Origin of the sequence: Marilutibacter maris (assembly GCF_006546735.2) — a bacterium.
Lineage (GTDB): Bacteria > Pseudomonadota > Gammaproteobacteria > Xanthomonadales > Xanthomonadaceae > Marilutibacter > Marilutibacter maris.
In genome coordinates this window covers 1-26,078 of sequence record NZ_VICD02000022.1, presented here as the reverse complement: position 1 = coordinate 26,078, position 26,078 = coordinate 1, and the positions used below count along the sequence as shown (strand labels likewise).

Annotated in this window: 23 protein-coding genes and 1 tRNA gene; 15 read left to right on the top strand and 9 right to left on the bottom strand. The window is 62.9% G+C overall.

Going from position 1 to position 26,078, the window contains the following annotated elements; translation table 11 throughout:
* Positions 1–90, bottom strand: a 90-nt coding sequence (locus tag FKV24_RS02165) for a transposase (RefSeq protein WP_249040874.1), incomplete at its 3' end; no start/stop codon positions are given.
* Between the two features lie 155 nt (positions 91–245).
* Positions 246–1,895, bottom strand: a complete 1,650-nt coding sequence (locus tag FKV24_RS02160; RefSeq protein WP_141481032.1) for a hypothetical protein — start codon at positions 1,893–1,895, stop codon at positions 246–248.
* A gap of 182 nt (positions 1,896–2,077) precedes the next feature.
* Between FKV24_RS02160 and FKV24_RS02155 the strand changes: the two genes are divergently transcribed.
* The 12 genes from FKV24_RS02155 to FKV24_RS02110 all read left to right on the top strand — a co-directional run bounded on the left by FKV24_RS02155 (position 2,078) and on the right by FKV24_RS02110 (position 16,121).
* Positions 2,078–4,330: a type I restriction endonuclease subunit R gene (locus tag FKV24_RS02155; protein WP_141481031.1), complete on the top strand. Its 2,253-nt coding sequence runs from the start codon at positions 2,078–2,080 to the stop codon at positions 4,328–4,330.
* A gap of 31 nt (positions 4,331–4,361) precedes the next feature.
* Positions 4,362–6,005, top strand: coding sequence for a type I restriction-modification system subunit M (locus FKV24_RS02150; protein WP_141481030.1), 1,644 nt, complete (start codon positions 4,362–4,364; stop codon positions 6,003–6,005).
* Positions 6,002–7,309, top strand: a complete 1,308-nt coding sequence (locus FKV24_RS02145; RefSeq protein WP_141481029.1) for a restriction endonuclease subunit S — start codon at positions 6,002–6,004, stop codon at positions 7,307–7,309. The genes FKV24_RS02150 and FKV24_RS02145 overlap by 4 nt, the downstream gene beginning before the upstream one ends.
* Positions 7,309–9,021, top strand: coding sequence for a DUF3696 domain-containing protein (locus tag FKV24_RS02140; RefSeq protein WP_141481028.1), 1,713 nt, complete (start codon positions 7,309–7,311; stop codon positions 9,019–9,021). Before FKV24_RS02145 ends, FKV24_RS02140 begins: the two co-directional genes overlap by 1 nt.
* Positions 9,014–9,934, top strand: coding sequence for a hypothetical protein (locus tag FKV24_RS02135; RefSeq protein WP_141481027.1), 921 nt, complete (start codon positions 9,014–9,016; stop codon positions 9,932–9,934). The genes FKV24_RS02140 and FKV24_RS02135 overlap by 8 nt, the downstream gene beginning before the upstream one ends.
* A gap of 712 nt (positions 9,935–10,646) precedes the next feature.
* Entirely contained in the window at positions 10,647–11,834 is a 1,188-nt protein-coding gene (locus FKV24_RS02130) for a nucleotidyltransferase domain-containing protein (RefSeq protein WP_141481026.1), read from the top strand.
* Positions 11,835–11,895: 61 nt separating this feature from the next.
* The gene (locus FKV24_RS20305; protein WP_484502552.1) at positions 11,896–12,327 is read left to right on the top strand and encodes a type II CBASS E2 protein; all 432 of its coding nucleotides are present in this window, start codon (positions 11,896–11,898) and stop codon (positions 12,325–12,327) included.
* Complete coding sequence (locus tag FKV24_RS02125) at positions 12,327–13,400, top strand: SAVED domain-containing protein (protein WP_170288176.1); 1,074 nt, start codon at positions 12,327–12,329, stop codon at positions 13,398–13,400. The genes FKV24_RS20305 and FKV24_RS02125 overlap by 1 nt, the downstream gene beginning before the upstream one ends.
* A 152-nt stretch (positions 13,401–13,552) precedes the next feature.
* Complete coding sequence (locus tag FKV24_RS02120) at positions 13,553–14,236, top strand: hypothetical protein (RefSeq protein ID WP_141481024.1); 684 nt, start codon at positions 13,553–13,555, stop codon at positions 14,234–14,236.
* Positions 14,237–14,272: 36 nt separating this feature from the next.
* A complete protein-coding gene (locus FKV24_RS02115; protein WP_141481023.1) occupies positions 14,273–14,995 on the top strand; it encodes a hypothetical protein in 723 nt (240 codons plus the stop codon).
* A gap of 186 nt (positions 14,996–15,181) precedes the next feature.
* Positions 15,182–15,319, top strand: a complete 138-nt coding sequence (locus FKV24_RS19100; RefSeq protein ID WP_170288175.1) for a hypothetical protein — start codon at positions 15,182–15,184, stop codon at positions 15,317–15,319.
* 529 nt (positions 15,320–15,848) lie between these two features.
* Complete coding sequence (locus FKV24_RS02110; protein WP_111268092.1) at positions 15,849–16,121, top strand: hypothetical protein; 273 nt, start codon at positions 15,849–15,851, stop codon at positions 16,119–16,121.
* Between the two features lie 58 nt (positions 16,122–16,179).
* Here FKV24_RS02110 and FKV24_RS02105 read toward each other — a convergent pair whose 3' ends face one another.
* The 7 genes from FKV24_RS02105 to FKV24_RS02075 form a co-directional block, all read right to left on the bottom strand.
* Positions 16,180–17,094 (bottom strand): DMT family transporter, encoded by a 915-nt coding sequence (locus FKV24_RS02105; protein ID WP_111266753.1) that lies wholly within the window; start codon positions 17,092–17,094, stop codon positions 16,180–16,182.
* 256 nt (positions 17,095–17,350) lie between these two features.
* Positions 17,351–18,433, bottom strand: a complete 1,083-nt coding sequence (gene murB, locus FKV24_RS02100) for a UDP-N-acetylmuramate dehydrogenase (protein WP_141481022.1) — start codon at positions 18,431–18,433, stop codon at positions 17,351–17,353.
* Between the two features lie 64 nt (positions 18,434–18,497).
* The gene (locus FKV24_RS02095; RefSeq protein ID WP_141481021.1) at positions 18,498–19,559 is read right to left on the bottom strand and encodes a quinone-dependent dihydroorotate dehydrogenase; all 1,062 of its coding nucleotides are present in this window, start codon (positions 19,557–19,559) and stop codon (positions 18,498–18,500) included.
* 31 nt (positions 19,560–19,590) lie between these two features.
* A complete protein-coding gene (locus FKV24_RS02090; RefSeq protein ID WP_111266750.1) occupies positions 19,591–20,361 on the bottom strand; it encodes a metallophosphoesterase family protein in 771 nt (256 codons plus the stop codon).
* A gap of 19 nt (positions 20,362–20,380) precedes the next feature.
* Positions 20,381–21,913: an L-piperidine-6-carboxylate dehydrogenase gene (gene amaB, locus FKV24_RS02085; RefSeq protein ID WP_141481020.1), complete on the bottom strand. Its 1,533-nt coding sequence runs from the start codon at positions 21,911–21,913 to the stop codon at positions 20,381–20,383.
* Between the two features lie 108 nt (positions 21,914–22,021).
* A tRNA-Arg gene (locus FKV24_RS02080) sits at positions 22,022–22,098 on the bottom strand.
* A gap of 78 nt (positions 22,099–22,176) precedes the next feature.
* Positions 22,177–22,536, bottom strand: coding sequence for a helix-turn-helix domain-containing protein (locus tag FKV24_RS02075; RefSeq protein WP_111266749.1), 360 nt, complete (start codon positions 22,534–22,536; stop codon positions 22,177–22,179).
* A gap of 328 nt (positions 22,537–22,864) precedes the next feature.
* On the opposite strand from FKV24_RS02075, the gene FKV24_RS02070 reads away from it, so the two are divergent.
* The 3 genes from FKV24_RS02070 to FKV24_RS02060 all read left to right on the top strand — a co-directional run.
* Positions 22,865–23,797, top strand: a complete 933-nt coding sequence (locus FKV24_RS02070; RefSeq protein ID WP_141481019.1) for an AfsR/SARP family transcriptional regulator — start codon at positions 22,865–22,867, stop codon at positions 23,795–23,797.
* Between the two features lie 302 nt (positions 23,798–24,099).
* A complete protein-coding gene (locus tag FKV24_RS02065) occupies positions 24,100–24,435 on the top strand; it encodes a hypothetical protein (protein ID WP_141481018.1) in 336 nt (111 codons plus the stop codon).
* 10 nt (positions 24,436–24,445) lie between these two features.
* On the top strand, positions 24,446–26,078 hold a 1,633-nt coding region (locus FKV24_RS02060; protein WP_141481017.1), incomplete at its 3' end, for a trypsin-like serine peptidase.

Sequence of the window (26,078 nt, the reverse complement as noted above, 5' to 3'; positions counted from 1 at the left end):
CTGGTAGAAGCTGGCCGGGCTGAAGCCGTGCTGGCGGGCCAGCTCGGCGACCGCCATGCCGGCCTCGACCTGCTTCAGGAACCCAATGATCTGCTAGGTGGTGAATCGACTCTTGCGCATGTCCGTCCTCTCGGGTTGACGGACTTTACTCAGATTCGACTGGTATGGCTCAGTGGGGGCAGGTCAATATTTCATTGCACCCAATCACCTCGAGTTCGAGGTTGGACTGCCAATCGCGATGTTACTCAAATTTTGCTGGGCGTTGATTTAGCAGCAAGCTCCGGAACTCCGTCGACCTGCCGAATCAGCAATCGTGTCCCGACCGAGTCCAGAAAGCCGCGAATCTCCCGTTGCATTCGCTTGACGGTTTCCATGTTGCTTAGGGCGGGCTGAATATCGCCTTGATCCAGTGAGTAAATGGCATTGCCCAAGATCTCGGACAGGGATATCGAGGCTGCTTTGGCACTAGCGACACCAAGGAGCGACTCCAGAGGTTGGCGCGATATGGTCAGGCGGTATGACTTTCCACGTCGTTCATCCTGAATTTCCATCGAGAGCAATAAGGGCGAGAAGTACGGGGTCGCAGCATTCAGGCGAATGGCGCGGTCATGGAAATCCAATAAGGGCAGGCCTTTCGCGTCCAATCTTGTAGCCAGCATCCTTAGCTTCGTGAGAGCGTTGTCGTCGTTGACGAGAACCCAGCCGGTGCCGCTGGCTATTGATACGCCAGTTGCCAGTTCTTTGACATCATCCCCGCGGCGCACGGCTGCAAGCCAGTTCAGCAGGCTGATTTCACAAGCGTCCAAATCGACATGAACATGTCGTTCCCGGCCGGTGATTCCTATGGCGAAAGGCTCCGAAGCCTTGCCAGGAATGTCGATAGGGTCTTTCAGGGGAGCTGCATTGCCGAAGGGAATTGCGTAGACATCCGGGTTGAGTGGCGGACCACCCTGCCGAATGGCATCGACGAAGGCCTTGGCTCCTGCCGCATTGACGCTGGCGGCCAACTCTTCGGCCGTGAACCAAGCGAAACGCTCTGGATGCCCGGCCAAGCAGCGCAGCAGGGCAGCCTTGCCGGTGTCTTTCAATTCAACTCTGAAGGGCTGAATCAGGTATTCGGTTGCCGAAAAGGTGCTTTTTGCGCCTTCCAGTGCGGTGTAGCGGATGAGGTCGCCAGCAGGAATCTCCGCTTCGAAAGCATTCCCGGGGATCTCCAGCTCTTCTCGCAGCTCCCGGCGCAAAGCTTGGATGAAGGCATGGTGGGCATCTTTGGAGTTGATTTTCGTCTGGCCGGGGTCGAAGAAGTCCAGACGAGCTGAAGATTCCAAATAGGCTGGTTGCGGCAGGTCCTCTGCGGATACCCGCCCCCCCGGGAATACAAACTGGCCGCGGCTGCCGTCCCGATGGTGCGCTGGATCCTCGCGACGCACCATCAGGAACTTTCCATCTAGCGCAATCCAGGCCCAAGACGCCCAAACCCGACGGATAGGCACCAGCCCCGCCGGCGATGCCGCGCGGAGTTCCTCAGAACTCTTGATGAGTGCCCGCTGCCGATCGACTCGGTAGTCGCTGGCGTCCCAGAAGCCCAACTCCAGTAGCCGGAACTCCGCATCACCCAAGCCACCCAGCACACTCCGAGCCAATAGGGAGGCTGGGAAGGAAACGAAGGCCCATACACCGGCTGCCAGAAGCCGCTCGTCGAGCACCGACAAGGCATGGAGCAAGCGACGGACGACGCCCAGCAACGCCTCAGTCTCCTCCTGTCCCGAGCCCGCGGAGGCAATCAAGCGCTGGACAAGTTCGGTCTCTGGAATCGCCTCCCGGTCGTTGCTCTCCTCGGCGATCCGGGGGAGGATTCGAGAGACCTCGGCCAGCAGTTCGGTAGACGGGCGCATTGGCCTATTGTGACGGCACTCTTGCCCAGCACCAATGCCGCCCTCCGCCTCGAATCCTCCCGACTGGAAGCGACTGGCGACAACATGGGCGACTTGGCGGGGTCAGCCCGTTAAAGTACCGGAGCTTAGGCGCTACGGCGCCGACCCAGAGACCGTCGCCAATCCAGCCACCCAAGGTTCCCGTGACAGCCCCTTCCTCCGAAGCCGACGCCCGCATCCTGATCGACGACCTGCTCCGGGTCGCCGGCTGGAGCCCGGCCGACAAGTCGCAGGTACGCACTGAGGTTCCGCTGACCGAGACCTTCCTTGTCGCTGAGACTGCTACGGCTGGGGGCGCGGTGCGTACGGCCGACGCTGGTTCGCTGGGCTTCGCGGACTATGTCCTGCTCGACCAGCGCGGGCGCCCCCTGGCGGTGATCGAGGCCAAGAAGCAGGCCATCAACCCCTACACCGCCAAGCAGCAGGCGCTGCCCTACGCCAAGAAGATCGGCGCACCCTTCATCTTCCTCACCAACGGCGAGCTGACCTATTTCTGGGACTACCAGAACGACGACGCCCGCCCGATTGCCTCGTTCTACTCGCGCCGCGACTTGGAGCGCCTCGTCCACCTGCGCGCTGAGCGCAGGCCGCTGGCCGAAGTGCCGATCCCGGACACCTATGTCCGCACCGGTGAGACCCGCAGCCTGCGCCCCTACCAGCAGGAGGCGATGAAGGCCCTCGATCACGCGGTCGAACTGGGCAAGCGCCGTTTCCTGATCGAACTACCCACCGGTTGCGGCAAGACGGACCTGATCGTTCTGCACCTCAAGCGTTTGATCCAGGCCGGTCACGCTGAACGCATCCTATTCCTGGTTGACCGTGACCAGTTGGCCAAGCAGGCCATAGAGGCTATTCAGGATTTGCTGCCCAACTACTCCAGCTACTGGCTCAAGCCGGGCGTTGCACGGCAGGAAAAGCAGATCACGGTTTGCCTGCTGCAAACCATGATTGGCCGCCATGAGGAATTTTCCAGCGGCTATTTCGACGTGGTCGTGATGGACGAATGCCATCGTTCCATTTACGGCTCGTGGCAAACCGCGCTGTCGCACTTCGACGCCCTGCACGTCGGCCTGACCGCGACGCCGGCCATGTACATCGAGCGGAACACCTTCAGCTTCTACCAGTGCAAGGACAACACACCGGACTACTCGTACTCAATCCAGGAGGCGTTCAAGCACGGCTATCTGGTGCCGTACAAGTTCGCCACCGGCATCACCACCGTGATGAGTGAAGGCGCGGAATCCGAGGGTGTGGAATACGACCCCAGCGAATTCGAGCGCAAGTGGACGAACGAGGCCAGCAACAAGCTGATGATGGCTGAGTTCGACAAACTAGCCTGGGAGAACTACAAGGAGCTTGCGCCCGGTCAAAAAGACGGACCCGGAAAGGCCGTGGTTTTCGCCATCACCAAGCATCATGCAGCACGGTTGGCGCAGTACCTCAACGATCTACACCCGGAATTCAAGGGTAAGTACGCCGAGGTCATTACCTCGGACATCGCCGATGCCGATGATGCCATTCGCCGATTCAAGCAGGACAAGCTGCCGATGGTGGCGGTGAGCGTGGGTATGCTGGATACCGGCTTCGATTGCCGGGAGGTTCTGCACCTGGTCATGTGCCGCCGCGTTCGCAGCCCCATCCTGTACCAGCAGATGCGTGGGCGCGGTACTCGCACCGCACCGCACATCGACAAGCAGAAATTCGTGATCTACGACTTCTTTGGCAATCATGAGTACTTCAACGACTCGGATACCGACGCGTTCACCGGTACCGGTGGGGGCGGTGGCGGAAGTCGTCCGCGTCCTCCGGGCCCCGGCAATGGCCCGTTGATTGAACTCGGCCTCGACGACGAATGGCTGCACGCGGTCAGCTACATCGAGGTCGGGCCGGACGGCGAGCGCGTGGATAAGCGCGAATACGTCACCGAGTGGGAAAAGGCCGTGCAGCAGGGCGCGGACAACGACCCGGTGATCGCCAAGATCAAGGCAGGCACGGCGCTCAGCGAGCAGGAAGAATCCGACCTGGCGCATCGCCTCAACCAGCCGCAGAAATACTTCAACGAAGACAACCTGCGGCGTGCCTACCGCAAGCCCGGTGGCAACCTCGTGGATTTCATTCGCGAGGCTCTGGGTCTGATCAAGACCAAGAGCCGCCCGGAAATCGTAGAGGAGAACTTCCGAGCTTGGCTGGTAAGCAAGAACTTCAACCCGGAACAGGCCCAATACCTCTCGCTGCTCAAGAACCGTGGCTTGGTGAAGGGCAAGGTCAGCATAGACGACCTGTTCAGCCCGCCGTTGTCCCTGCTCAACGCTGCGGGCATCGGCATCGAGATGTTCGGTGAAAAGGGCCTGAGTACCGTGCTGGACGAAATCAATCAGACCGTGCTGGCCGCGTGAGCGCCGCACACCGCATTATCCAAGAGAGAAAATGAACAACGAACTGCGCCGCAAGCTCGACAAGATCACCAACGTCCTCTGGGCCGGTGGCGTCACCAATCCGGTGACGTACATCGAACAGATTTCCTACCTGATCTTCCTCAAACTGCTGGACGAGGAGGAAACACAGCGTGAGCAGCGCGCCCGCCTCGGCGCGACCGGCGGCAACGCAAAGTTGTTGTTCCCGGCGCAATCGGAGCGTTATCGCTGGCAGAAGTGGCGCTTCAAAAGCGGTAATGAACTTCGCGACTACATTCGGGATGAGGTGTTTCCGTACATGGCGTCGCTGGCCAAGGACGAGCCGGAGGTGGCCGACTACTTCCGTGATGCTGTGCTTGAAATCGTCGACCCCAGCGTACTGAAGCAGGTTGTGGACGAACTGGACGGCTTCGAGTTCGCCAAGCTTGGCCCGGACGTAAAGGGCGACATTTTCGAGTATCTGCTGGTACACCTAGGCAGCAGTTCGCTCAACGGCCAGTTTCGCACGCCGCGACAGATTCGTTCTTTCATGGTCGAGATGGTTGACCCGGACATCGGTGACACCTTGTTCGATCCGGCCTGTGGCACCGCGGGTTTTCTGATCGATGCTGTGGATCATTTGCTGGTCAAGTATTCCGATCACGTCAGCGAATACCCGATCTACGGTGAGGAGTGGCTGGAAAGGAAAGGCAAGTCGTTGGCCGAATTGAAGGCCGAAATGCCGCGCCTGCAAACCTATCGCAAGGGTGCGGGCGAAAAGATCCCTGATTGGGACGTGCTGGAAGCTAGCGTCTATGGCACGGACGTGTCACGGCAGATGGTACGCATCGCGATGATGAACCTGGTGCTGCACGGCATTCGCCATGCGCGTCTGAAGCGCGCCAATTCGCTCAGCGACATGGGTGGCTTGAATGAGGACGACCTGCGCCGCAAGTACAAGGTCATCCTGGCCAATCCGCCGTTCGCCGGACAGTTGCCCAAGGATTCCATCCGCGCGGATTTGCCGACCAACAGCAAAAAGAGCGAACTGCTGTTCCTCAGCCTGATGATGCAACACTTGGCTCCTGGTGGCCGCTGCGCGGTCGTCGTGCCAGAGGGTTTGCTATTCGGTTCCACTGGCTCGCATGTGGAATTGCGCAAGAAGCTTGTGAACGAATTCGATCTACTTGCGGTGGTCAGTCTGCCCGCTGGCGTGTTCAAGCCCTACGCGGGCGTTAAGACGGCGGTGCTGGTGTTTCGCAAGCCGGCGTCGGAAACGGCGAAACGGCTGGACAAGGTGTGGTTCTACGAGGTCCGCAACGATGGCTATGACCCGGATAAGGTGTCCGGCGGAGGCCGTGTGGAAACGCCGGAAAAGAATGACATCCCAGATTTGCTGGAGCAGTGGAAGGTGTACAAGGCCAGCGGGTTTTCGCAGCCGCCGGGCGTAGAGGCCAACGCGCTGCTTTCGCACGAGGCCGATGGGCCGACCTGCTGGTTCACCCCCCACGAGCGTCTGGCCGAAGCCGGCTACAACCTGGGCGCAGGGCAGTGGAAGCCGCGTCGCACCGAAGCGGTGTCCGACGAAGACCCGCGCGAGTTGGTCGCCGAGGTGCTGAGCGATTACAAACAGGTCGTTTCTGGCCTGGAAAAGCTGTTGGCGGAGTTGGACGTATGACTTGGCCTCTCGTCAAGCTTTCAAGTGGAATCGCCGACGTTGTTCGTGGCGTTACCTTTTCACAAGGTGATTCGGTACGCGAAGCACAAGAAGGTTATTTGCCAGTGCTTCGCGCGGGAAACATATCTGAAACGCTCGTTACTAGCGAAGATTTAGTTTGGATTCCACAGCGCATGGTGTCTGAGCGGCAGTTGCTGAAGCGCAATGACATCGTCATGTGTACTTCGTCCGGCAGTGCCTCGGTTGTTGGGAAAACAGCTATTGCGGAGAATGACTTCGATGGGTCATGGGGGGCGTTCAATGTGGTGATTCGTCCCAGCAATACGATTGATGCAAAATTTTTGCATTTCTGGCTGCAATCAGGCGATTTTCGTTCGTGGCGTGATCGCAATGCCAAGGGTGCGAGTATCCAGAATATCCGTCACTCTGATCTTATGGATTTAGACGTTCCGCTGCCGCCGCCAAGCGAACAACAGCGCATCGTCGAATTGCTCGACCAGGCCGACGCTCTGCGCCGCCTGCGTCGCGCCGCCGACGCCAAAGCCACCCGCATCCTTCCAGCGCTGTTCCTGAAAATGTTCGGCGACCCGGCGAGCAATCCAATGGGGTGGGCGATGAAGTCGGTTTCGCAAGTGATTGCATCGGTGGATGCAGGTTGGAGCGCGTCTAGCGAAGGGCGCCCAAGCGTGGGCGAGGAGCACGGGGTGCTGAAGGTCAGTGCAGTCACAAGCGGCCGTTTCCGCCCAGAAGAAAACAAGGCCGTGCTTGAAATACCGGACGATAGAACGCTCATCGCTCCCAAGCGTGGCGACTTGCTTTTCAGTCGCGCCAATACACGTGAACTGGTCGCTGCTACTTGCGTCGTGGAGGGAAATTATCCGCGTTTGTTCCTCTCGGACAAACTTTGGCGACTCACGCCACATGCAGGCGAAGCCTCAACCCTTTTCCTGAAGCAACTGTTCTGGAACGATGGTGTGCGTGAAAAATTCCGTGCTTCGTCGTCCGGTAGCAGTGGCTCCATGCTCAACATCAGCAAAAGCGCCATGCTCAGGACGCAGATTCCTGTGCCACCGTTCGAAATGCAAATGCAGTTCGAACAAGTTGCATGGTCTGTCATCGAGACGGTCAACAATGCAGCAACCGCGGGCAATGGCGTTGAATCTCTATGGAATAGCTTGCTACAAAAGGCCTTCATAGGTGAGATGACGGCCAAGTGGCGAGAGGCGCATATGACCGAGCTGCTGGCCGAGATGCAGCAACAGGCCAAGGCGCTGAATTTGCCCCTGCCCCAGGGAGTCAACTAATGAGTCGCAGACTTAGTGCCCTGCGTGTAGGCAACTTCAAGGCGTTTGCTGGTACCCAGCGCATCCCCCTCAAGCCCATCACCTTGGTCTTCGGCCCAAACAGTGCTGGCAAATCCAGCTTCATCCATAGCCTGGCCTTGGCACACGAAGCCCAGTTCGGCCGCGAGAAGCGTGGCCGTTCGCGCTTGGATGTGCACCATACCGACATTGGCGGAAGTGCAGTCGACCTCGGCGGTTTCAGGCAATTCGTGCATCGTGGCCAGTTGCGCAATGGTGTCGAATGGGGGGCAGAGCTGAGGCTTTCCGAACTCGGCAACGATGCGAGTCACAAGCAGCTCGCGCAGATTCTGTCCACAGTGGATACGATCACTGTGAACGTCTCGCTTGGGATCGAACTGGACATCATGGATGCGCCGATGCCTAACGCAGAGCCGCGCGTGGAAGCAGTGGAAATATTGGCGGACGATGAAGAATTGTTGCGCATGAGCCGCCGCCGAGGCATCGAGGGGCTCGGTGACTTCCTGCGTCTGGATCGCCTGGAGATCCAGCACCCAGTGTTTCTTCAAGTACTCAAGGCCATCATCGAGGTTCATACAACCTCGACTGAAATGAAGGCAGAGGACCTGGACGGCGCCTTGCAAGCGATCGATGAATTGCTGCCAGAGTTGCAGATCAAGGTCGATCGTTTCCTGCCTTCCGGGGTAGAGCTACCAAAGGCCGAAAGTTCGGATTCGCCGACGCAGCCAATGCTGTTTGCGATCAGCAAGGGGAATCGTCAGGACGACATAGCACAGGCTGTGCGTTTTGTGTTGCCGCGCACTCTCAACGACCTGATCAAAGGCCTCTCAGACGTACTCAGCGATGAGCTGAAGCAGCTGCAGTATCTTGGCCCCTTGCGTTCTTTCCCGGCCCGCCATCTGGCCTTTTCCGAGACAGAAGATTCCAACTGGTATGCCGGTGGAGGTTATGCCTGGGATGTGGTGCGTAGAAATAGCGACGTGCGCAAGGCGGTCAACAACTGGCTTGGGTCGGGCAAGCTCAGGACACCTTACGAGCTGCGGATCAAGGAGCTCGTGAACTTCGAACGGGTTAGGGACATCCAGCTGGAGGCCAGCGACTCTTGGGAGTATGACGGCTCGGACGATGAGAACAAGCTTCCTGAGGAGGCGATCAAGGACAGCTTCCAGATCTACAGTGACTTGCTGGTGGACAACGCCATCCTTGACGGACGCATCGATGCCGTGAATGAGCTCGTGCTGATGGATATGCGCACCAAGACGAGCGTGACTCACCGCGACGTAGGTATCGGTATCTCCCAGGTGCTGCCCGTGCTGGTCATGGCCTATGCATCTGAAGGCAAACTGCTGGCGATGGAGCAGCCGGAGATCCATCTCCATCCCGCCTTGCAAGCTGAGCTCGGCGACGTGTTCATTAAGTCGGCCTTGGGGGAGCGGAAAAACACCTTCATTCTCGAGACACACAGCGAACATCTGATACTTCGGCTGATGCGCCGGATGCGAGAAACCTATCAAGGCAAGGAGACGGGCCTGCCTCCGATAACTCCCGATGACATCTCAGTTCTGTATGTCGAGCCAGATGGTGCACGTAGCATTGCGCGTGAAATGCCCCTCAACGAGTTGGGCGAGCTGGTTAAATCTTGGCCGGGTGGCTTTTTTGAAGAGGGGCTAAGGGAGCAGATCGGTGATGCTTGACGAGTACGTCCTCGTCCCCGACATTTTTGATCCGGGCGCCTATTCGAATGCGGCCCTAATTGATGCCTACCTCCAATTCCTACGCGAACCGATCATGCAGGAGGCATTGGTTCGCGATCTTGTGGATGGTGGTTGGTGCAAGTATTGCATTGAGAACTCGGGAAGCCTGCACAGGCTGAGCAAAGAGTTTGTCAAAAAGCTCTTACAAGGAAATCGTCTCAGGAAGTTTCCGAGGCAGGCCTCGCAGGAGCTTGTTTGCTCCGCCGATTGGTGCAATGAGGGGCTGGCTACGAATGTCGTCGAGACAGTGACAGGCATCATTGCTGCCCATGGCACAAAGCAGGCGTTCAATCAGAACGAGGTGGCTTCGATTGAACGACTGACTGCGACGCCGTGGTGGCAAGGTCGTAGCCCATCTCTTTCGTTGGATCGCAAGACTACGGATTATCTGAGGATCTTGAGCCGTGTATTGGCGCAGGCCAATTCCTTCATGTTTATCGATCCGTATCTCGACCCATCTAGTCCAGGCTATGGTCAACTACACCAACTGCTCGCGCCATTGGCAAGCAGGAATCCCAAACCGAGGATTGAGCTGCACCGAAGCTTCAACAAAGGGCTGCCACAACAAGTAACGCCGGATGAGCCCTATTGGAAAGCTGCGTTTGCGGGGTTGGGCGCGCAACTGAGGGCGTATGGCTTGATTGCCGAGGTTTTTATATGGAGCGAGTTCCACGATCGCTTCATTATCTCGGATGTCATTGGTATCACTGCCTCAGCAGGGTTTGATGTGACTAACAGGCCCAATGACCTCGCAGTGTGGTCACGCATGGGCCGAAGCACCAAGGATGGCATCCAGAAGCAGTTCGACCCGGCGGCAAGTCAGCCGAAGTGGCGATTCGTGATCGGCCAGTAGAGCCGTTGTTGGGGGCGGTTCCTAAGCGGCGCCGCAAGCCAGATAGTTCGTATCTCAGTTCCGACTTGGGGAAGGCGGCCCATGCCTCGTGGAGCCCTCGTGGGTGGAGCATTCGCTCCATGGCGCCGCCTTCCCAGATCCTCCAATCCCCCTCGGTTCCTCCCGCCCTCGACCCTCAGGGCCCAACAATTTCTCATCGGTTTCTGCCGTGGGCAGCGTCAGCTTGCCGGCGCCCGCCGATGGCCTGTCGCACCCGATGAGACTGGCTGCGAGTAATCAGAGTGCAAGTGCTTGGGACTTGAGGGTCGAGGATGGATAGGTTCGAGTGGATGGGAGTTAGGGCTTTCTTGCCCGGTGCGCTCTGGATGCTGGCGTCGCTGGTAGTTATCTGGCTGCTATCTGGCCTCCAGGCAAACGCGTACACCGCAGGGTTGTGGAACGGCCTTCGGTGGCTGCCAGTTGTAATGCTGGGTTTTGGATTGTTGCTTGTCGGTCACGCCCTGTATCGCCTATGGCGATGGCGGCGTGGCGAAGGTTTGCTTTGCGACTGCGGCGGCTTGCTCGGGCGTGAGATTGATGGTCGTTACGGTCTGTATCGACGATGCCTCGCGTGCGGCCGGAACGTAAACGAGCGGCACTACCGGACCTGACCCATAAGAAGCTGAGCCCACCTGTGGTTCTGCGCGGATTCCGAAACGAGGAGATACTCCCAGTGGACAGCTTTGCCCCTTCCGACAATCGGGTTCTCCGCGAATCCCTAACGGCCCAACTGCTGGGCCGGGTTGCCGATTCACTCGACATCACGCCCACCCAGTTCCAGCGTGCCAAGCTGGCCTACGAAACCATCAGTGACGTCGTTACTTCGAGTGCCGACCCGCGACTGGCGGCAGCGAAGGTTTTCCCTCAGGGATCGTTTGCCATCGGGACGGTTGTCCGGCCGCTCAATGACGCTGAGAGCGAATTCGACGTCGACTTGGCCTGCCGATTGGCGGCAAATACTTCACTTGCTCCGACAATGGCGAAAGGGCTGGTTGGCGCTCCCCTGAAGGCAGATGGACGTTATGCGAACAAGCTCGAAGAAAAAACGCGCTGCTGGCGTGTGAACTATAACGGCGAGTTCCACCTCGACATTTGCCCTTTGGTCCGTGCCAGTGCCTCGGATGCCATCCCCGACAAGGATCTGGCGATGTGGATTCTCACTCATCCCGAGGAGTACGCGAAATGGTTCAACGAGCGTGCTGACCGAGCCCGTACCCGTCTGCTGATGGACTCCGCCGTCTTAAAAGCAGAAGTCGCTCCATTCCCAGAGGAAAACGCGGACAAGGGTTGGCTTCGCCGGATCGTCCAGTTGCTGAAGCGCCACCGCGACACCTGGTGTCTGCGTGCGGGCAGCCGGTATGCGGAATTCGCTCCGATCTCAATCATCATCACAACCCTGGCAGCAATGTCGTTCGAGCGGGAATTTCGTTCCGGGCACCAGTTTGCCAATCCCTATAACCTGATCCAGCGCGTCATCGCTGGCATGCCAGCCTTCATCGAACAACGGAACACCGCCGGTGGGGTCGAATGGTGGATCCAGAGCCCGGTGGCTGCCGAGAATTTCGCTAATCGTTGGAACCAAGACCAGCGTTGGGTCATGGCCTTCAGGGAATGGCACGTAGTGGCGCTTGCGAGCGTGCACGAACTTGTGTCCGTCACGGGACTTGATGGCGCACGACCGGTGCTCGACAGCGCCTTCGGCGCATCGACGGCGACCAAGGCGATCAGCTCGTATTCCCTGCAAGTGCGGTCTGCGCGCGACAGTGGCTCCCTTCGTTTCGCCCCCGCTGCGGGAGGTCTGATTGCCTCCAGCGCTGTCGCCGGAGCGCCTGTAGCCAGGCATACATTCTTCGGTGACTAGTATCGGCTATACGAGGATCCGCAAGCTAGATTTGGGCACGCAGCTCCTGCACTTGCGTGCCATGAAGCTTCCTGGTGCAGTTGGGCAGTTGCGAGCAGGATTGCTGACTTTCAAGTACACGGCGCAGCCGACCTCGATCAGCCGTGAATACTCGTTGTGGTTGACGTACAGGCGTGGTGATCAGCCTGACGTGCGGGTGCTTGCACCGAACATTCCGGAGCTAGCGGCCGACCATGGGCGGATTCCGCACCTCTACGAACACAGTCATCCTGTAAGGCTGTGCCTATACCTTCCGCGTACTCGCGAATGGGGGGCGGAGATGTCCCTGGCGCAGACGATTGTCCCGTGGTCGATTGACTGGTTGTTCTATTTTGAAGTATGGCTCGCGACTGGTGAATGGACTGGGGGAGGGGAGCATCCACCGCCAGAGCGTCCCGAAACGAATCAGAAGCGCAATCGGAACAAGGCAAAGGCGAAATGGGGAGCGGGTTGATGCAGGTCGCCGATCGAATTGTTGAGTGGATTACCCGCGAAAGACCCATTGAGAGAAAACTTCTGGTCGCTGGTCTAGCTTGCCTGGCAACCGTGGGCGCAGGGCCGGGTTGGGCTTTGGCCACGAAAGTGTTCGGTCATGACATCACCATCAGTCGAATTCAACCCATCCCCGATCTGCTCAGCTGGACTATTGGAGGGACTGGCGGACTATTGCTGATTGCAGCGGGGCTGCTAGCCGGTATCCGGTATCGCGATGATCGCAAGGACCGTAGTCGCCACCTTGTTCTCACCATTGAGCAGCGCGGCTTGCGTGATACAGCCGACACGCCGCTCTTAGACGCAATTCCGCAATCAATCAAGGGGCGGCGGCAGCCCCTCGTCGTCGATATTCGAGATCGCATCAAGGATGGCGTGGTAACGGATCCGGAGGCTGCACTTGAGCGCGTAGTTGGATTGCCTCGACTAATTGAGTCGTATAAGAATGGGAAAGATCCCTCCGACATTGTCGTCGTCTATGGCGGCCTCTCTCCAGTGCCATTTACCTTCCTAGCGGGGGTGCTGCTCGATGATGAAAGTCAGATCGTCACCCTTGATTGGGACAGGGCCTCTGAGGCTTGGCGACAGCTCAATTCTGAGGATGATGGGGACTCCTTTAAGGTGGCTGGTATCGAACAACTTCCCCCAGGAACGACGGAGGTGGCCGTCGCGGTTTCAGTGTCGTATCTCGTGGATCCGGAGGCGGTTTCGAGGTCACTTCCGTCATCTCCGATCGTCGAGTTGAAGCTTCCGCGGCGATCTCCGGATAATCACTGGTCAGAAGCCAAGCAGCAAAGGCTGATGATGGAGTTTCTTACGAACATGATTCGTCTTGCGGACTCCGGAGTGAAGACGATCCATCTTTTTCTTGCGGCGCAGAACAGCGTAGTGTTCCGCCTCGGCCGTGTTTACGACAAGCGGAATCTGCCTCGGGTTCTCGTTTACCAGTATCAGAAGGGGCGCAAAGTAGAGCACCCGTGGAGCATTGAGATGCCTGTGCAGGATGTAGAGAAGGCCGCTATCCGATGGCTCTAAGCCATGACAATGGGTATGCGACGACCGTTTGGCATCAATTGACCGCCATAGGTCGTCTCTTAGAACTCGATCCGAAGCACTGAGGCTATAATTACACGGTTCTCAGGGCGTTACCCATGCCACCAGTCCCCGTACCAATGCAAGATGCCGTCTTGGCCGTGCTTCGCGCTGTGCGCGAGGCTGGTTTGGGCCGAATCAATCGCACGACGCTTATCAAGTTAGTTTACCTGCTCGATTGCCTGCATGCCGAAACTCATGAAGGGGAAACGGCCAGCGGCTCTGCGTGGTACTTCTATTCCTACGGGCCGTTCGCAACCAACTTGGTCGGCGCTGTTGGTGAAATGGCGAATCGCGGAATAATCCACGACTACAGTGCAGAGCATCGGGATCAGGAGTACACGCAGTATTGGCTCGGAGAGTTCCCACTAGGACCCGCGCTGAGTGATGTGGGATTGGCTCCAGCACAAGCTGCGCGCTTCGGATCCTTGATTAGAAAGTTCCGTCAAGATCTGAGCAGGCTTCTTGACCACACCTACTTCAAGACTTTGCCGATGCAGGCAGCGACACCAGGTCAGAACATCGACTTCTCGGTGTTGAGAGGCGTGGGCGAGGTGAAGCCACATCATCAGGTTGGAATCCAGGATCAAGAAAAACTAATGAGAATCCTGCAACTCGGTGCGAGTCTGGAGCGTAAGTACGCCGACTTGGAAGGCAATGCCAGGGCGATGGCTGCACATCGGCCGATCTATGACCGAGCCTACAGCGAAGGAATGGCTGCAATGGATGCAGAGCTGCAGAATGAACCTGGCATCCAATTCACCGCGCTCTTGTCCTGAGGGAAATCGAGGATGGCGTTCGGTAATGGAACACTGGTGAGTGAGGTGCTGCCACCCTATGATCAAGACCCGCCGCCTACAAGCGGACAACCGAAGATCGGCCAGATCGTTCGCACCGTCGTTCCCGAATTGGGTATGGCGTGGAAGATCTTCGACGCCACTCGATCAGACCAAACTTCACACGACTCGGCGTCAGGCGCGATCAGGGGAGCTAATCCTCAGCATGATTGGAGGCCTAAGCCGAATCGGCTCCCAATATTTCGGCTTGGTGTTGGCGAGGCCGCCGAACTCCTTGCGCTGAAATCGAAGCTGCGTCCATGCATCGTGCTCGCAACAGCAGATGGCATTCCTGATCTGCGACTACCGCAGCCCCAGCGGAACATCGCAAGGGAGGCCTTCATGCGACCATCGTATCTGGTGGCACCGCTCTTCTCTGTGGGCACACCAAGCGAGCCCAGATCGGTGACACCGACAATCGCAGCCCGTGCAGAGTGTTTGGTTTACCCGCAGCTCGTGTTTCTGCCTCGTACCGGCGGGATCATTCGGAATGACAGCGTTGCTCGCCTTGATCGGGCCTTCTGGACGACCTTGCCGAAGCCGACAGAGCTGGAGGCGATGTCCCTCAGCAGGCTCAGAATGGGCATTCTCCATGGTCAGCTACTGACCTTGCGCGGCTTGGCGGCGGACCAGGACTACATCGATCTGGTCGAAATTTTGCGGACCGAATTGGCCGAAGAACATGCCGAGCATCTAGAGTAGATCCTCGTCACTCAAAAGACGTTTTCATGGATTGCCCTACCGATTTACGAGGAGGGGCTGATGAACTAGCTCCGTGATGTCATCGTTACGGCTGATTCCGCGCGTGAGGCTTGTCACGCCTGTTGCCTCGCGGTGTGGTGGGAGCTGCAATCCGTTGAGCCTGAATAGGCTGCCGAGATTCTGACCATGGGCTTCGATGAACTTACCGCCGCACAGTGGGTGTGTGAGTCCGATAACAAGGGCGACGTGCCGGCGGTTCTGGTGGCTGACGGTCGCAGTGCCGAAGTGCTGGCGCTGATCCGCCGGACCATGTACGAGTGTTAGTTGATCGCGAACGTGCACGTTGAGATGTCGTTACACGGACGACATAGCTGGAGAGACTGAGATGAAGGATTTCCGGGTGGAGCAAATGTAGTCGGCGGTGCCGTCAAGCTCTTCTTGTTTATGGTTCATTCATTTTGTCTTCTCTCGAAGGGCTGCCAAAATTCGCCTTAGATGGACTTCCAAGGAGGCTGGAGCCCGCATTCTTGCGTCAGTTTCGGCCTGCGTGCCAGAAGGCGGCCAACTTATGCTTTCAAGGCCCAGCCAACTCATGCTTTCTCCAACACCTCCTCCACCGATGCCTTGGTCGCGGCGCGGCGGGCCAGCACCGCCTCGCGGCGGGCGATGCTGGCATTGGCGGCGAGGATGGTCGCAGCACCGGTGATGGCTCAGCGGTCGAAGCGTCGGTCGAGTAGCAGCCAGGCTCTCGTGATTCCAGGCTCCGACCAGCCCTGATCGGACTGTTGTTCGCCCCCCCGTCCAGCTTCAAAGGTCTACCCTGCCAGAACCCATGGAAGCAGCGGAGGTCGCGATGTCCACGGAGAACAAGAGCCCGCTCGAGCATGTCAACGACGCGTTGGCGCAGCTGAAGGAGATGCGGCATTACTCGAAGAACTACGTCGAGCAGCTGACCGCGCAGTGGCTGCTGTTCGACGGTGAGTTGTCGAAGCTGAAGCAGACCAGCCGGATCGAGGACCTGATGACGCGTCAGGGCGAGTTGCACGACGCGCTGGAGGCGGAGATCGCCGAGCTGGAGGCGTTGGCGGTGGAGCTGCAGCCGGCGCCGGAAGAGGGCGCCGGCTAAGCGGACGCACCGGCAGCGCCCCCGCCAGCCTTCAGACGGGGGCGGGGACGGCCCCGCCTCAAAACCCCGGCTTCGCCCCCTCCACCGGCGCCTTGGTCGCGGCGCGGCGGGCCAGCACCGCCTCGCGGTGGGCGATGTAGGCGTTGGCCGCGAGGATGATCGCGGCGCCGGCGATGGTCCAGCGGTCGACCCCCTGGTCGAACAGCAGCCAGCCCAGCACGGCGACGATCGGCAATTGCATGAAGCTGATCGGGGTTAGCGCCGAGACCTCGCCGAGCTTGAGCGCGCGGGTCCACAGCATGTGGCCGCCGGTGCCGAACACCCCGGCGGCGATCGCCCACAGCCAGGTGATGCCCTGCGGCCATTCCCAGACCAGCACCGCCGGAATCAGCGACATCGGCACCCACAGCAGGGTGGTGTAGATGACGATGCGGTCGGCCGGCTCGGTGTTGGACAGCTGTTTGATCTGGATCGCGACCAGGCCGCTGAGTATCGCCGAGGCGACCGCGATCAGGGTGCCGGCGGTGAAGCCCTCGGTGCCGGGGCGGACGATCACCAGCACGCCGATGAAGCCGATCGCGACCGCGGCCCAGCGCCGCGCGCGGACCTGCTCGCCGAGCCAGAACACCGCGAAGATGGTCACCCACAATGGCGACGAGTACGACAGCGACACCGCCTGCGCCAGCGGCAGGTGACCGATCGCCCAGAACCCGCAGAACATCGAGAACACGCCGATGAAGCAGCGGAAGACGTAGCGCGGCAACTGGTCGGTCTTGAGGATGCCGATGCCGTGGCGGATCAGCAGCGGCACCGTCGCGAGCATGCCGAAGAAGTTGCGGAAGAACGCGACCTCGAAGGTGTGCAGCGTTTCCGAGGCGAGCTTGATCGCGATCACCATGAAGGCGAAGAAGACCGTGCTGCCGAGCATCAGCAATGCGGCACGGGCGTGGGTGGTCCGGGCGGGAGCGGTCATGGCACCAGTGGGGCGGGCGGGGGAGTGAAGACGAAGCGGCGCGCGCCCGCGCGGTCGCGGGCGGCGCAGGCGAGCATGGAAGCATCTGCAGGAGCGGCGTAAGCCGCGATGGGCGTGGTCGCGAACGTCCAATCGCGGCTTGCGCCGCTCCCACAGGCGATGCTGCAGCAAACAGGCAGGCGGGCGTCGCGAGAGACACGAATCGGGTGCGGGCTGCGGCCGGTGCCGCGGTTGCGGGGTATGCGTGGGTCCGGGATCACCACGATGCGCCGACGATGCGTGGCTCGGGCTCCAGTGCGACGCCGAAGCGTTCGGACACCGAGCCGGCGACGCGGCGGGCGAGGTCGAGCAGTTGCGCGCCGCTGGCGCTGCCGTGGTTGACCAGGACCAGGGCGTGGCTGGCGGCGATGCCGGCGTCGCCGTCGCGATGGCCCTTCCAGCCGCAGGCGTCGATCAGCCAGGCCGCCGACAGTTTGCACAGGCCACCGTGTGGGGCCTCGCCGTGGCCGGCGGCGTCGGCAGGGAACGGTGCCAGCGGGTACACCGGCAGGCGTGGATGTTCGCGCCGCAGTGCCTCGGCCAGGTCGGCGGCGACGATCGGGTTCTTGAAGAAGCTGCCGGCATTGCCGATCACGGCCGGGTCGGGCAGCTTGCGGCGGCGGATCGCGATCACCGCGTCGGCGACGTCGCTGGCGGTCGGTGCGTCGATGCCCATCGCCGCCAGCTCGTCGCCGATGCCGGCGTAGTCGAGCTTGAGGGCGTGGCCGGCATCGGCGCGCGGCAGCTCGAATTCGACCGCGGTGACGATGTAACGGTCGCGCTCGCGCTTGAAGCGGCTGTCGCGGTAGGCGAACGCGCAGGCGTTGGTATCGAAGCGGTGGGTCTGGCCGCTGGCCGGTTCGTAGGCTTCGACGGCATGGATGTACTCGCGGACCTCGACGCCGTAGGCGCCGATGTTCTGGATCGGTGCGGCGCCGACGGTGCCCGGGATCAGCGCCAGGTTCTCCAGCCCGCCCAGGCCGTGCGCCAGGGTCCGCATCACGAAGTCGTGCCAGTGGGCGCCGGCATCGGCGCGCACCCGCACGCGCCCATCGCCGGTATCGTCGAAACCGACCTGGCGGCCGGTCAGCGCAATCACCGGCATCGCCAGGTCGTCGACCAGCAGCAGGTTGCTGCCGCCGCCGAGCACCAGCGGCGGCCGGTCGGCGGGTCGCATCCGCGCCAGCGCCTCCGGGAGCAGGCGCGCATCGCCGACCTCGGCCAGCCAGCCGGCGCGGGCCGACACGGCAAAGCTGTTGCGGGCCTGCAGCGGAGCGTCGCGGAGGATGCGGATGCTCATCGGTTGCTCATCGATGGGTCGACGGCGCGGGGGGGTGGTGGTCGGCATGTCGTCAGGGCCGGCCTCAGCGGCCGGGCTTCAACGGTCCGCTGCTGGGCGCTTCCTTGCGTCGGCGCATCGCTTCGACGCATTCGTGGATCAGCGCCGGACCGCGGTAGACCATGCCGCTGTAGAACTGCACCAGGGTCGCGCCGGCGGCGGTCTTGGTGACCGCGTCGGCACCGCCCAGGATGCCGCCGACACCGATCAGCGGGATCGATTCGGGCAGGCGGGTGCGCATCATCCGCAGCACCGTGGTCGCCTGGCCCATCAGCGGGCGTCCGGACAGACCGCCGCTTTCGCGCGCCAGCGGGTGGGCCTCGATCGCGGTGCGCGAGATCGTGGTATTGGTCGCGATCACGCCGTCGACCTCCAGCTCGGTCAGCACCCGCGCGCAGGCGTCGATGTCGGCATCGGTCAGGTCCGGGGCGATCTTCACCAGCATCGGCACCCGCTTGCCGTGCTTGGCGCCCAGCCGCTCCTGCTCCTCGCGCAGGATGCTGATCAGGCGGCGCAGCTGCTGCTCCTCCTGCAGCTCGCGCAGGCCGGCGGTGTTGGGCGAGGAGATGTTGACGGTCACGTAGTCGGCCAGCGGGTAGACCCGCGACAGGCAGTACATGTAGTCGCCGTCGGCGATCTCGTTGGGCGTGGTCTTGTTCTTGCCGATGTTGATGCCGAGGATGCCGCGGTCGCGCAGTTTCGCGCGCTCGACATTGCGCACCAGCGCATCGACGCCCTGGTTGTTGAAGCCCAGCCGGTTGATCACGCCCTTGCACTCGGGCAGGCGGAACATCCGCGGCTTGGGATTGCCCTCCTGGGCCCTCGGGGTGACGGTGCCGATCTCGACGAAACCGAAACCCAGCGCGAACAGCGCATCGATGTGCTCGCCGTTCTTGTCCATGCCGGCGGCCAGGCCGACCGGGTTGGGGAAGTCGAGGCCGAACGCGCGGGTCGGCAACGGCGCCGACGTCGTCGCCAGCAGCGAGCTCATGCCCATGCGGTGGGCGCGCTCGATCGCGCGCAGGGCGACGCCGTGGGCACGCTCGGCGTCGAGGCTGAACAGGAAGGGGCGGGCGAGCGCGTACATTCAGGGCCTGGCGGGTCTCAAGGGGCGGGGCTCAGGGAACATGGCCGGTCTGGAGGGCGTGGGCCCAGTCCGGGCGGCCGTTTTCCGCCGCCATCCTGGCCGCTGTGTGGTGATCGTATTCGACCTCGACGATGCGCGCATGCCAGCCGTCCGCGTCGTGTTCGAGCAGGGCGTAGCGGGCCTGCGGCGAACCGGTCTGGATCGCGTGCGGGGGGCATCCGGTCGCGTCCGCGTCGCCGCGGATCTGGATCGCCTGCAGGCCGACGCTGCCCGGGTTCACCACCAGGCGGCCGTCGGGCAGCGGCACGATCCGCGGCCGGTGGGTGTGGCCGCACAGGATCACCCGCGCCGGCACCTGGCCGGCGCGCATCGCGACCTCGGCGACGCTGGCCGCGCGGGCCTCGCCCGGCGCCGGCGACTCGACGAAATAGGCCATGTCGTCGTCCGGGGTGCCGTGGCAGAGGAAGACCTCCGCGCCGGGGCCGTTGCCGGCCAGCCAGCGGGTCGCCGGCAGCCCGGCCAGCCAGGCCCGATGGGCCTCGTCCAGCGCGTCCGCGGCATGGCCGTCCGAGGTTCCCATCGCCTCGCGCGGGGTCTCCAGCAGGGCCCGCTCGTGGTTGCCGCGGATGGTCGGCCATGGCTGCCGCATCAACAGGTCGGCCGTCTGCGCCGGCCACAGCGGGCCGGACAGGATGTCGCCCAGATTGACCACGGTGTCGCAGTCCCGCCCGCGGATGTCGGCGATGACGGCCGACAGCGCGGGCAGGTTGCCGTGGATGTCCGAGACGACGGCCAGACGCATGGGGGAGGGCCGTCGGCGGTCAGAGGTCGAACTTGATGCCTTGGGCCAGCGGCAGCGCGTCGGAGTAGTTGATGGTGTTGGTCTGGCGGCGCATGTAGGCCTTCCAGGCGTCGGATCCGGACTCGCGGCCACCGCCGGTTTCCTTCTCGCCGCCGAACGCGCCGCCGATCTCCGCGCCCGAGGTGCCGATGTTGACGTTGGCGATGCCGCAGTCGCTGCCGGCCGCCGACAGGAACGCTTCGGCCGCCTTCAGGTTCTCGGTGAACACCGCCGAGGACAGGCCCTGCGGGACCGCGTTCTGCAGCTCGATCGCGTCCTCGAGCTTGCTGAACTTCATCACGTACAGGATCGGAGCGAAGGTCTCGTGCTGGACGATCTCGGCGTCGTTGGACAGGCCGGTGACGATCGTCGGCAGCACGAAGTTGCCGTCGCGCTCGATCTTCGCGCCGCCGGTCTCGATGGTGCCGCCGGCGGCCTTGGCCGCTTCGACCGCGTCCAGGTAGGCGTCGACCGCGTCGGAGCTGTTGAGCGGGCCCATCAGGTTGGCCGGGTCGGTCGGGTCGCCGATCTTGCCCTCGACCTGCTTGTAGGCGGCGACCAGCTTGGCCAGCACGTCGTCGTAGATCGACTCGTGGATGAAGGCGCGGCGGGTGGTGGTGCAGCGCTGGCCGGCGGTGCCGACGGCGCCGAACACGATCGCCGGGATCGCCAGCTTCAGATCGGCGCTGGCGTCGACGATCATCGCGTTGTTGCCGCCCAGCTCCAGCAGCGAGCGGCCCATGCGGCGGGCGACGCGCTCACCGACGATGCGACCGACCTTGGTCGAGCCGGTGAAGCTGACCAGGCCGACGCGCTTGTCGTCGACGAAGTGCTGGGCCAGCTCGGTGCCGGCGTCGTTGAACAGGAAGAAGATGTCCGGGAAGCCTCCCTTGCGCAGCGCTTCGTTGCAGATCTTCATCGAGGCGATCGCCGACAGCGGGGTCTTCGGCGACGGCTTCCAGATGCTGATGTCGCCGCAGACCGCGGCGATGAAGCTGTTCCAGGCCCAGACCGCGACCGGGAAGTTGAACGCCGAGATGATGCCGACCAGGCCCAGCGGGTGCCACTGCTCGTACATGCGGTGGCCGGGGCGCTCGGAATGCATGGTCAGGCCGTACAGCTGGCGCGACAGGCCGACGGCGAACTCGCCGATGTCGATCATTTCCTGGACTTCGCCGTCGCCCTCGGGCTTGGACTTGCCCATTTCCAGCGCGACCAGCGAACCCAGCGCGTCCTTGTGCTCGCGCAGGGCCTCGGCGCACAGGCGGATCGCCTCGCCGCGGCGCGGGGCCGGAGTGGTGCGCCAGACCTTGAACGCCGCCTGGGCGCGCTCGAGGATGGTGTCGTAGTCGGCCTTGGACGATGCCTGTACCTTCGCCAGCACCTGGCCGTCGGTCGGGTTGACCGGCTCCAGCACACCGGCGTCGCTGGTCCTGGACCATTCGTTGTTGCCGAGGTAGGTACCGGATTCGGTGTCGGTCAGGCCGAGGGCGGAAAGCACGGGGTGCGTCATCGGGGACTCCATGGGATCAAAAATAAAAGAAGAGGCGTGGGAAGTGAGAGGAGCAGGGACGGGCGCCTCCTCTCACTTCTCACTCCCCTTCACTCGTTCTTCGCCGTATGGCGACCCCGGCACGATTCGAACGTGCGACCTTCCCCTTAGGAGGGGGACGCTCTATCCAGCTGAGCTACGGGGCCTTGAGGCCGGCATTTTCGCACGAACCGGCACCGGGACGGAAACCCGGGCGCCGACCGCGGCTGCGCGGGCCTGGCGGCTCAGCGGGCGAGGATGTCGAGAATCTCCAGGGCCATCCGCTGCCGGCTCGGCGACAGCCGGCGGAACTGGGTCAGCGCGGTGCTCTCGTGCTCGTCGCGGGCGTAGTCGTCGATGATCACCGCCGGGATCGGTTCGCTGCCCTCGCAGCGGGTCGGTCCGCGGCCGGTCGCCAGCCACTCGAAGTTGACCCCGGTTTCCAGGGCGAGCTTGATCAGGTGATTGACGCTGGGCGTGGTGCCGGCGGGGTGCTCCCACTGGGTCACCGCGCTGCGTTTGACCCCGACCTTGCGCGCCAGCTCGGCCTGGGACAGGGTCGCCTGGACCCGGGCCTTCCTGACTCTCAGCGATAGTGCGCCCACCCTGCCTCCTTCGTTCGCGATCCTTGCCGATGGAGTGATCCGTACGCCGCCGCTGTCCGGACAGTGATTCTTGCCCGAAGTTGTCCCGTTCCGCTTGCAATCGGGGGCAGACGTAAACGCGGCTTGCGCCCATGATCAACGGTCAGCGGGGCTTGCAGCGGCCACACCGGGCCGGGACCTTCCGATCGGTGCGCGGATATGCGAAACATGTCACGAACGCAGGGGGGAGGACTCCGGCGTCGGCGCGGCTTCGGCGCTGGCGGCGCCGGTCCCGAGGATCGGATCTCCGGGCGGCGTCGGCCGTCCGCCATGGCAGGAGCCAGCCGCGATGCTGAGGATACGGTTGTTCGGTTCACTGTCGGTGGCCAGCGACGACGACGAGGGCGTCGCGATCGCCGGCCGCTGCGCCAATCTGCTGGCCTATCTGGCGCTGGGGCATGGCCGCTACTTCAGCCGTTCCGAGCTGCTGGCGAACCTGTGGCCGGAGCGCGCCTGTTCGTCGACGCCGGGCTCGTTCAACACCGCGCTGTGGCGGCTGCGGCGGATGGTCGAGCGACCGCCGATGAAGCAGGGCGACCTGATCGTCAGCGACCGCCGCGGGGCGATCGGACTCAACGGCCCGGCCGGGGTGTGGCTGGATGTGGAGGAGTTCGAACGGCTGATCTCGCCGGGCCTGGCCGGCGCGCCGGAGCGGCTGAGCGACGCCGACATCAATGGCCTGCGCCGCGGCGTGGCGATGTACGCGTCCGACATCCTGCTCGACGTGACCGACGACTGGGCCCTGCGCGAGCGCGAGAAGCATCGCCGCAACTACCTCAACGCGCTCGGCCGGCTGATGCAGCTGGCGACGATCCGTCGCGACTACGACGAGGCCATCGCCCATGCCCAGGCGATCCTCGACAGCGACGCGCTGCGCGAGGACGTGCACCGCGACCTGATGCAGTTGTATGTGATGAGTGGGCAACGGGCGCAGGCGCTGCAGCAGTTCGAGTGCTGCCGTGAGTTGTTGCGCCGTGAGCTGGCGATCCAGCCGATGCGCGAGACGATGGAGGTCTACCGGCGCATCGCCGACAGCGCGGTCGGCGTCGCCGGGCAGGAGCCGGCCTGGTCGCTGCCGGTGCCCGGGCACGGCTTCCATGCGACCCGCCCGCTGCGCGACCCGACCCCGGCCGACCCCTGCCTGCTGATCGACCGGGCCCGGCGCCAGCTCTCCGAGGCCGATGCCCAGCTGCAGCTGAGCCTGGAGTTCCTGCGCCGCTAGCGGCGGCGATCCGGGCGCCCCCGCACGGCGCGTGCCGCACCGTGGCCGTGGGCAGGCCGTCGCCAGTGGTCCGGCCAATCGCGTCCGCTTCCCCGGGGCCGCGCCCCCGGCCTGCGACCCAGACGTTTCCGACGATCACCGCGGCGCAGGCCCCTGCGCCGGCGGCGGCGCGCCTGTGATGCGTCTCTCACACCCTCATCACAGCCCGGCCGGTCAGGGTGATCCGGGTGTGATGCGGCGGTGATCCGCCGGTGAGGCGGCGGGCGCAGGCTCGGCCCAGGCCTCACCGTATGGGCGTCGTCATGGCACTGCTCGAGGATCGCACCGCCGCCTTCATCGTCCGCGTATGGAGCGAGCGCAGCGACAGCGAAACGGTCGCCGCCGAATGGCGCGGCTCGGTCGAGCACGTGCAATCGGGGCAACGGGTGTTCTTCCGCCACCTGGAAACGGTGGTCGACTTCATGAAACCGCACCTGGAGGGCATCGGCATCGATGCCCAGCAGCGGTTCTGGGAACGCGTATCCACGGTCATCAACGACGCAGGCGACCAGCCGGTCGCGCTGGCGCTGCCCTCGCGCGCGCCGGCCGCGGCGGCGGACGCCGGCGCGCCGTCCATTCCTGCACGCAAGCGCCGCTAGGAGTTCAGCCATGGCAGTCATCCGAGCCAACCGCGAGTCGATCGACGATCGCTTCAGCGTGCTGGGCTTTACCGTCCGCACCGACCTTCCCCTGTTCGAGATCGGCCTGGCCACCGATCCCGAACTGCTCAAGGCCGAGAACCGCAACCGCCGCACGAGCCGCAATTTCTTCTCCAGCCGCCTGCTGAGCGCGGGCGTGGCCGGGAGCCGCTACCCGGCCGGGGGGCGCGAGTCGGTCTACCTGGTGCCGCCGGCGGTGGTCGCGCGCTTCATCGGCCAGCCGCGGCTGTACTTCGGGCTGGCGACCTACCAGGACAAGGACCGCAAGCGGCCGATCTCGGTCAAGGTGCCGGATGCGGGCCACATGTACGTGAGCTTGTCCGGACTGACCGAGCGCGGCCTGCGCCGCACCGCGCGCAATGGCCTGGGCGATGGCAACGGCAATGGCCACGCGCTGAGCTGGGGCGGGGACGTGATGGCGCCGGCGGTGGCCGGCAACGGCAGTGGCAATGGCGGCGGTCGTGCCGCGGTCGCCGGCAATGGTCATGGAAACGGCTACGACGATGCCGCCGCCGAGGACGCGGCTCCCTACAGCGACGGCTATCCCGACGACCTGTGGCAGCAGGGGGCGACGGGGGCGGCAGACGCGGGCACCGGAAACGGCGCCGGCAACGGTGGCGGCAATGGCCACGGTGGCGTTGCCGTGGCCGGCAACGGTGCCGCGACCCATGCAGGCAACGGCAACGGCAATGGCCGGGCGCCGATCACGACGCCGGCGCCGGCCGTTTCGCAGTCGCTGCGCGGCTATCGGCTCTCGCATCGCATGCCCAGGCCGGTCGCGCGGCCATTGCTGGTGTCGATGTACTACCAGCCCAGCAACTGGTTCGATGCGCTGACCGCGCAGATCGGCTTCTTCGTCGACAGCGCGATGTGGTACCTCGGCGTCGGCGATACCACGGTGCCGCCGCACTCGGCGATCTGCCAGGTGCGGCGGCCGGATGGCAGCGCCGAGGGCGCCCTGCACGGCAGCGCCTTCTTCATCGGTCCGCGGCTGTTGCTGACCGCCGCCCACGTGGTCGCCGGGCAGAGCGAGTTGATCATCGTGCCGGGCAAGAACGGCGGCGGCACCGGCGGCGGTACCGAGCCGTTCGGGCGTTTCCGGGTCGGTTCGGCGAACTTCGCTCCGCATCCGTCCTACGACGGCGGCAGCGACTTCGACATGGCCCTGATCCAGGTGCCGGCGGCGAACGCGGTGTCGGCGCCGCACTACTTCGACCTGGTCGAGGAGCTCAACCAGTCGCGGCCGGAGGGCGTGGTGGTCTGCGGCTACGCCGCGCGCTGGTACGCCAACGACATCATCGAGCACTTCGTCAACGAGACCATCGATCCGAACAAGCAGCACATGATGGGCGGCCACATCCGCAGCCTGCCCAGCGACGAGACCTTCGACTACGACCTGCAGACCCTCGGCGGCACCAGCGGCTCGCCGGTCTACTGGATCGAGGAGGGCGCGAGCCCACAGGCGCACATGGTCGGCGTGCACGTGGCCGCGCACAGCGACACCACCAACCTGGGCTGCCGGATCACCGCGGCCAAGCTCAACTGGATCCGTTCCACCGCCGCCGGCTGGGGCCTGACCCTGT